Annotated in this window: 9 protein-coding genes and 1 pseudogene; 1 reads left to right on the forward strand and 9 read right to left on the reverse strand. The window is 65.9% G+C overall.

Annotation, left to right across the window (positions count from 1 at the left end; translation table 11 throughout):
• Positions 1-177: 177 nt before the first annotated feature.
• The 5 genes from CCS01_RS11150 to CCS01_RS11165 all read right to left on the reverse strand — a co-directional run bounded on the left by CCS01_RS11150 (position 178) and on the right by CCS01_RS11165 (position 2822).
• Positions 178-1206 carry a replication initiator protein A gene (locus CCS01_RS11150; RefSeq protein ID WP_104518901.1) on the reverse strand — a complete coding sequence of 343 codons (1029 nt, stop codon included), beginning with the start codon at positions 1204-1206 and terminating at the stop codon, positions 178-180.
• Between the two features lie 8 nt (positions 1207-1214).
• Positions 1215-1499: a helix-turn-helix transcriptional regulator gene (locus CCS01_RS11155; RefSeq protein ID WP_104518902.1), complete on the reverse strand. Its 285-nt coding sequence runs from the start codon at positions 1497-1499 to the stop codon at positions 1215-1217.
• A gap of 133 nt (positions 1500-1632) precedes the next feature.
• Positions 1633-2241, reverse strand: a complete 609-nt coding sequence (locus tag CCS01_RS35120; protein ID WP_104518903.1) for a DUF2285 domain-containing protein — start codon at positions 2239-2241, stop codon at positions 1633-1635.
• Positions 2195-2383 (reverse strand): transcriptional regulator domain-containing protein, encoded by a 189-nt coding sequence (locus CCS01_RS36050; protein ID WP_324482654.1) that lies wholly within the window; start codon positions 2381-2383, stop codon positions 2195-2197. Before CCS01_RS36050 ends, CCS01_RS35120 begins: the two co-directional genes overlap by 47 nt.
• A 181-nt stretch (positions 2384-2564) precedes the next feature.
• Entirely contained in the window at positions 2565-2822 is a 258-nt protein-coding gene (locus CCS01_RS11165; RefSeq protein WP_104518904.1) for a DNA -binding domain-containing protein, read from the reverse strand.
• A gap of 153 nt (positions 2823-2975) precedes the next feature.
• On the opposite strand from CCS01_RS11165, the gene CCS01_RS11170 reads away from it, so the two are divergent.
• Complete coding sequence (locus CCS01_RS11170; protein WP_104518906.1) at positions 2976-3233, forward strand: helix-turn-helix domain-containing protein; 258 nt, start codon at positions 2976-2978, stop codon at positions 3231-3233.
• Between the two features lie 56 nt (positions 3234-3289).
• Here the strand turns inward: CCS01_RS11170 and CCS01_RS11175 are convergent, their stop codons facing one another.
• From CCS01_RS11175 to CCS01_RS11190, 4 genes and pseudogenes are all read right to left on the reverse strand, one after another.
• Complete coding sequence (locus tag CCS01_RS11175) at positions 3290-3613, reverse strand: DUF736 domain-containing protein (protein WP_048859572.1); 324 nt, start codon at positions 3611-3613, stop codon at positions 3290-3292.
• Between the two features lie 635 nt (positions 3614-4248).
• Entirely contained in the window at positions 4249-4785 is a 537-nt protein-coding gene (locus CCS01_RS11180) for a hypothetical protein (RefSeq protein ID WP_239992111.1), read from the reverse strand.
• 85 nt (positions 4786-4870) lie between these two features.
• A complete protein-coding gene (locus tag CCS01_RS11185) occupies positions 4871-5806 on the reverse strand; it encodes a DUF2493 domain-containing protein (RefSeq protein ID WP_104518905.1) in 936 nt (311 codons plus the stop codon).
• Positions 5807-6124: 318 nt separating this feature from the next.
• Positions 6125-6997, reverse strand: a pseudogene (locus CCS01_RS11190) (DUF7146 domain-containing protein); the annotation flags it as partial.
• Between the last annotated feature and the right edge of the window lie 148 nt (positions 6998-7145).

The following is a 7145-nucleotide window of genomic DNA, read 5'->3' on the forward strand; positions in this document are numbered from 1 at the left end:
ATCGGGGCGGCAGTCAGACGGGGCATGAAGGCTCCGGTGAATCAGGGCGAGGCGTGAGCCTGTGGCCTGCCATATTCAGGCCGCTCCTGACTCGCCAGAACGGCTCCTGACGGCGGCTGGTCACGGCGATTGCCGCCAGACTGTGGCAAACCAGACTCACCCGCGCCGGGCCACCCATCAACGGAGTCGCCACTTCCGGCGAGGTGTACTAGATTCTTGTGGGTTAGAGTCTAAGTTAGGCTCGCCGTAAGCGACTGTTTCAGAAACTGGAATCGGCGTTTCCGGTTCCTGATGGCACGAGCCTGGGGTTCCTGATGGCACGTGCCTGCCGGTTCCCGATGGCACGAGGGTTTCCACAGCTTGTCCACAAGCCCCTGTGGATAACCGGGCGCTGACGAACGCGAGCAGTTCGCGCCCGCCGACCTCGTATTCGATGGTCAGGCGATAGCCGGGCAAAGGCTGTCGGCGCACGATGTCGCGCAGCTCGAAGGCGAACCTCTTGAAGGGCGAGAGGCTGGCCGACTTGGCGTGCAGGTGCCGGAAGTCGAACCGCCAGCCGGCGGGCTGGTTGCCCGCGTGCTTGCGGACGAGCCGATAGAGCCAGCGTTCCAGCCCGCCGGTCAGGCGGAAATAGGTGCGGTCGATGGTCAGGACGAGCGCGTCGTCTAGGACGGCGCGATAGAACCAGTCCGGCACGATCAGGTCGATGCCGGCGGCGTGGCCATGCCCGTCGGCGTGCTCGGTCCATTCGTTTATCCAGGAGAAGCGGTGCAGTCGCCGTTCCGCCGCCTGACGCAGTGATGTGGCGACCGTCGTCGATTGGAGCCGGTCGAGCGCGGCCTTCAGGCGGTGATAGTCGCGGACGCTCGTGCCGCGTCCAATGAAGGTCAGGATCTCGTAGGGCGTGGCCGCCATCAGCCGCGATGTGCGGATCCCGGCGTCGCGCGCCTCGACGATCTGCGAAGCCGCCCAGATCAGGACATCCGCGTCCCAGATCGTCGCCATGCCGTGCTCGGGCACGGCTTCGACCCGGATGGTGATGTCGTTCATCCGGAAATCGATCGGCGTGGTGCGATGCGTCTTGGCGAGGCTGAAGAAGGGGTAGGCCATGAGGTCCTGCGCGTCTCGTGGCGCGAGATCGCCCGGCAGCGCCCGGAAGAGTTCGAGCTGCTCGCGTTCCGAATTCGGGCGATGTCGCGCAGACATGACGAAGGTCAGCGGCGCGGAATCGCGGCGCGCGCCAGCGCGTCGGCGGTGTGGCGCTTGGCGGGCAGGACCGTCGAACGGCCGGGGTCCGAGGTGGACGCCTTGGCGCCGGATTCGACCCAGGCTTGGAGGTCTTCGAGGCGGTAGACGACGCGACCGCCCAGCTTCGAATAGCGCGGCCCTGTGCCGTAGATGCGATGCTTCTCGAGCGTGCGGATCGACAGGCCAACGATGCGCGCCGCCTCCGGCGTGCGCAGATAGCGCTGTGGTAGCCCCGCGACGGTGGTGGACATGGGATACCTCCGTGATCCTGTGAGGGGCCGCCGGATGGCGGCGGCCGTCGCGGATCACGTTCGGCAATCGAGCGGGCGAGGAGGGATGGTGAAGTCGAGGATGGCGAATTCGCCACCCCTCGGGCGCGCGACGCTATTCGGGCGACTTGGATTTCAGCAGCTTGCGATAGCCGCCACGCATAAAGGCGAGGCCGGTGCGCGCCATGCGGATGGCCGCGTCACGTAACGAAGACGTCTTCCACGCCTCATCGGCGACGCGTCGGGGGCCGAAGACGGCCTCAGCGATCGCGCGGTAGCTGGCGCCATCCAGTCGAGCGTCGAGGGCTTGTAGGGACGCTATCAGGCGTTCGAGGCGTCGGGTTCGGGATCTTCGAGGGCATGACGTTCCTCGCGCCTGGGCTTCCCAAAACTGCACGACCGCTTCGGCCCGGGCCGCGGTCATGGCGTCGAGCGGAATGATGGCGGCCAAGGAAGCGCCAGCTTCGGTTCCAGCCGTCACCCAAAGCTGGTGGAGGCCCGCTTCGCTCCGGACGATGAGATGGGCGCCGTCCTCGGCGTCGCGGCGAACCAGCTCGGCGGGGAGATCGGACAGGGTGAGAGCTGACGGGGTCGCGCCAGGCGGCGCGGCGGCGAGGATGACGACCGACGCCAGTTCGTCGGGCCGCCAGAAGGCGGGCGACTGATCGGCGCGGGCGTCAGGGTCCGCCAGGAAATCGTAACCCCCAGACGGCGGCTCGGGCATCTGCGCCGTCGTCGTCGGCTGCGGTCCGATAATCGGCCCCGTACTCGGGATTGCGCCGCAGGAACTCCCAGGCGAGCCCGGCGGATTCAAGTGTCTTGGCGTAGTCGTAGGCGGCAGGAGACCGCCAATCCTCCTTCGACATGGTCGGTCTCCGCTACGGAACGACGTGATGCCTACGGTTGCGAGGACTGAGGTGTGGGCGAGTCGCCGGATGTGAAGTCCACCTGCCGGCATCGCGCCATGCCGGAATCGGCTCGGCGGAAATATGTCGATCCGTGATCCCGGGACCGGACGGAGACGTAAAGCCGGAGTCGCGGTTCGGTTCAGTTCGGCGTCTTGAGGAGATCTCGATAGCCCTGGGCCGTCAGCCAGCGGGCGCGCGCCAGATGCGATTCATAGGCGCTGCGCGCGCGCGCCGGTTCGCGCGCTGGGTCGATCCCCAGCACGATATGCGCGGCCTCTTCCCAGGGCGCGCCTTCGTCGGCGGCATCGAGCAGGCGCAAGTAGAGCGCGGCATGCGATCGGTCGTAATCCGTAACGTGCGTCGCGTTGGGCGCGGCGTCTGCGATCTTCGGGTGCATTGGCGCGGTCCTGATCGTCTTTCGTGTCCCCAGACGGAGGTCTGGCCCGGCGGTGTGGTTGATAGCGGACCTGCCGTCCCGCGAACACCGGAACCCAAGGCCGCGTATTATAATACGTAGCGCCAAAATACGCGATTGGTGTCCACCCTATGGATGGATATCCGGCGAGTTTTTGGCGCAAATCTCAGACGATTTCGAACGCAAGCGGGTCTCAGCCAGGAGGCCGTGGCTGAGCGGATGGGTGTCGATCGTGCTCATGTGAGCAGTATGGAACGCGGTCAGCAGAACGTCACGCTACTGACGCTTTGGCTCGTGTCTCAGGCGGTCGGCGTGAAGCCGGCGGCACTGTTTGATGAGGATTTCGCCGCGACGGTCCCCGAAGACATCTCGGAGAGCGATCCGCCGTCCTGATCACCTGAACGGAAAACCCCGTCCGGCGGTTCCGGACGGGGCTTCACGTCGTCGTGTCAGTCGCCGTTGGTGCGGCGGCTGCGCGACCAGATCAGGGTGAACCCCTCGCCGTCCTCGTCATCGACCAGGTTGGCGTAGATCGGCGCGTTGAAGCTGGGGTCATCCAGCTTGACCGAGAGATAGTCGCGGCCCTCGTTCGAGCGCTTGGACCAAGCCGCCCCGATCTCCGCCCGGCCGACGAAGATGCGGTGGCTGGGGGTATTGTCGCTCGCCCGGTTAGCCTCCGGGACGATGCGCACGCCCTTGGTCTGAACGCTGAGGGTGACGATCTCGCCCTGCAGCTCGCTGCCGACCTTCTTGAAGGAACCGATGGTGGCCATGTCACTTCTCCTTGCTGTTTTCGAGCCCGCGACCATCGCGGCCTCGATGGCGATCGGCAGGCCGAGGACGATCGACGACGCACCCGACGGTCGGGGTCCCCATCGCCGCGCCTAGGGCGCTCGCGCGATGGGGTGGCCCGAGGGCCGCAGCGCAGCGGAGGACGGCGCCGGGGCGACTTTCTTGCCTCGCGAGGAATGGGCCGAACCGGGGTCCCGCGGGCTTGTCCCGTGGGGTGTTCGGTCCAGGGGAAGAAAGTCGATGCGGCGACGTTGCGGATCAGGCGATCGAGGCGCAGCCGGTCTTCGGCCAGATCAAGCCAAGGAGAGGCCCCGTGCTCGCGCGCGATGAACAGCATCCTCGGAGAGAGACGTGGCGGCCTTCGGTTCGCAGGAACAAGGGGTTGCGGCGCTCGAGGGGAGAGAAAGAGCCTCTGGCGCAGAAAAAGGGCGGAGAAGCCTGGGTCCCAGAAGGCGAGGCAAGCGACGCTATATCAGCCAGCATGCTGCTCGACGGTGGGTAGAGACCGCGCCCTGGCTTCAGCCACACGTAGGTGCTCGCGCTTCATTCGTCTGAACGACGCCGCCGTTCAACGCCGACCTACTCAAAACTCAACTGCGATGAGGGTGACCGGGGATCAGGAGATCCTGGGCGTTGTCGCCATCTGCGGCTGATCTGACATCGCGACAGAGGCACGGCTGACGCTGGACGGGTACGCCATCCCAGCGACTCGGACGACAGCGGTCGCTCCGATGGAGATCGCGCCCACAATGGCAAACACCTCTCGCCAGCCTTCGGCCGGGACGCCGATCCGGCCCAGTGCGAGCGTGGCGTGGTAGCCTGCGATAGCTGCGGGCGCGGCGAAAACGAGCGCGATGAGTCCCCGTAGCATGGGTGACGCAAAGATCGCGAAGATCGCTTGGCCGACGACCAACGTGATAGCGCCTGCCGTAAACCCGACGATCAGGCCGCCGACGACACCCGCTCCGCTATGATAGGCGGCGAGGCCCGCGGTCATGCCGGCGAAGAACGGCAGCGCATAAACGGCGAGATTGAACATCAGCCAGCATAGAAAGCCGATGCCGAAGATGCTGAGAACGATGCCGATAACGAGCATGGTGGCGAACTCCACGACCGAGTTGGACGTACGGATCGCGCCTTCCACCACCACCATGGATGCGAATATAGTCGAAAAGAGCCGAAGGCGTCAGCAGAAATCCGGCATGGTCGTTTGTTTGGAGTGAGGCCGCCAACGGCGCTCACGCGCCGCCCTTGCCGAACTTCCAGACCGGAATGCCGAGCTTCTTTGCCTTGTCGGCAAGGTTTTCCTGGATGCCTGTCCCCGGGAAATGCAGCACCCCGATCGGCAGGGTCTCCAGCATCGCGTCGTTGCGTTTGAACGGCGCTGCCTTGGCGTGCTTCGTCCAGTCGGGCTTGAAGGCGATCTGCGGCACCTTGCGGTTGTCGGCCCATTTGGAGGCGATCAGCTCGGCGCCCTTTGGCGAACCGCCGTGCAGAAGCACCATATCCGGGTGCTTGGCGTGGACCTGATCGAGCTTGGCCCAGATCAGACGGTGATCGTTGAAATCGAGACCGCCGGTAACGGCCACCTTCGGCCCGGCCGGCAACAGCGCCTCCTGGTCGGCGCGCTTCTTCGCGGCGAGAAAGTCGCGGCTGTCGATCATCGCGGCGGTGAGATGGCGATGGTTGACCTTCGATCCGCTGCGCGGCCGCCAGGCCGAGTGCGTGTGCCGCTCGAACTGGTCGGCGGCCTGGTCGCGCATCAGCTCGAGGACGTTGCGACGCTCGATCAGTGTCTGCCCTTCCGATGTCAGCCGTTCGAGTTCGACGGATTTGACCTCGCTGCCGTCCTGTTCCCGCTGCGCGCGTTGCTGCGCCATCTCGTTGTCGTCGAGTTCGCGCTCGATCCGGTCAATGGCGCGGTGGAACACATTCACCGTCGACCAAAGCAGATCCTCGAGGTCGGGTTCGAGGCGGGTCTCCGCGAGCGCCACCACGAGGGCGTCGAAGATGTCGGCGACGCTGCCGGCGAGAATGTGCGGTTCGGGAAGCGGCCGTGGGTCGGGTTCATCGTGGAAGGGTCGGTAGCCGTAGAGCTGGAGTTCCTGGAGAACGCGGTCGGTGGGGGATTCGTTGTGGCGGGGCTCGAATTCGTCGTCGTGGTCGATGGACATCGCGGCTTTCCTCGTCGGATCGGCCGCGCCCATCGCGGCCTTCATGGCGACGAAGGCGCCGGGCGGGGCGGACTTGCACCCGCAGCGAAGCGAAGGGCCGAAGCGGTAGCGGAGGATGGCGAAGGCCGGCGATTTTGGTTCGCGATGGAAAGGCGCGCAGCGCCGCCGGAAAATCGTCGGCCGCAGCCATTGCCGGGCCGCCGCGCTTGGCGCCCGATCGCCCTCTCCGGAAGGCCGTGGGCGTGGTCCTTTCCGCGGCACAAGGAAAGCCTGGCCATACGCCGTCGAAGACAGCCCCACACGCCATCCCCGTTCCGGCTACGCCGCAAGATCCATGAAACGGGCGACGTCCTGCGCTGCGATTTGCCCTCGGATCGCCGCCCGTAGTGCATCGATCCCGAGCAGTCTCAGGTCTTCGTTGAAGTCGCTCATCTCGGGGGAGAGCACCAGGGCCTCGATCCCGGCCGTGTGTGCCCTGTCGAGGAGCGTCGCCACCGCGGCATCGCCTGCCGGATCGTTGTCGCGGGCCACATAGAGGCGCCTCAGCCTGTCGGGAAACAGGACGGCGGAGAGGTGCGCTGCCGATAGTGCTGCGACCATCGGCATGGTCGGCAGTACGCATCGCAGCGACAGCATTGTCTCGATGCCTTCGCCGGCGGCGAGGACCTCGCTTGCGACGCCGAAGCGCACCGCATGGCCGAGGAGATCGCCCATCGCCCGTCTTGGCGTGTCGATCGGCGCCTTGCCGAGCGTCGCCTCGTTGAAGCCGTCAGGGTCGAGCCAGGTGCGATGGGCGCCGGTCAGGTGACCCGAGAGATCGGTGACGGCGGCGATCATCGCGGGCCACGTCTCGGTCGGGCTGTGCTCGTCCGGCCGGTAGTAGCAGCGCGGATGGAAGCGCAGACTGTCGGTTCCGTGCAAAGCCGTAATGCCGCGTTGGCGCAAATACGCTTCCACGGCAGTGCGCTCGATTGGTTGCGACATTGCGAACAACCGGCGCGCCGCTTCGGACGATCCGGCCGGCGCATCAAGCCTCGCTGGAGCGCCGTTCGGCCGCCGTGATGGTTCAGCAGGTTGCGGAAGGCTCAGGAAGCTGCGGGCTTCATCAGCAACGTCCTTGAAGTCGGTCAGGCCGCGGCTCTCGCGGATGATGTCGAGCAAATCGCCATGCTCGCCGGTGGCGGCGTCGGTCTTATGTTCAGTTGAACATAAGACCGATTATGTTGCGCCGCGTGTTATGTTGCGGCCCCGCGCTGGGCGGCGATGTTGCGAGGGATCGGCAGCTTCTCCGCAACATAACCTCAGCCCATCGGGAAGGGTCGCGTGATGCCCCGCGACG

Source organism: Rhodopila globiformis (assembly GCF_002937115.1).
Taxonomy (GTDB): Bacteria; Pseudomonadota; Alphaproteobacteria; order Acetobacterales; family Acetobacteraceae; genus Rhodopila; species Rhodopila globiformis.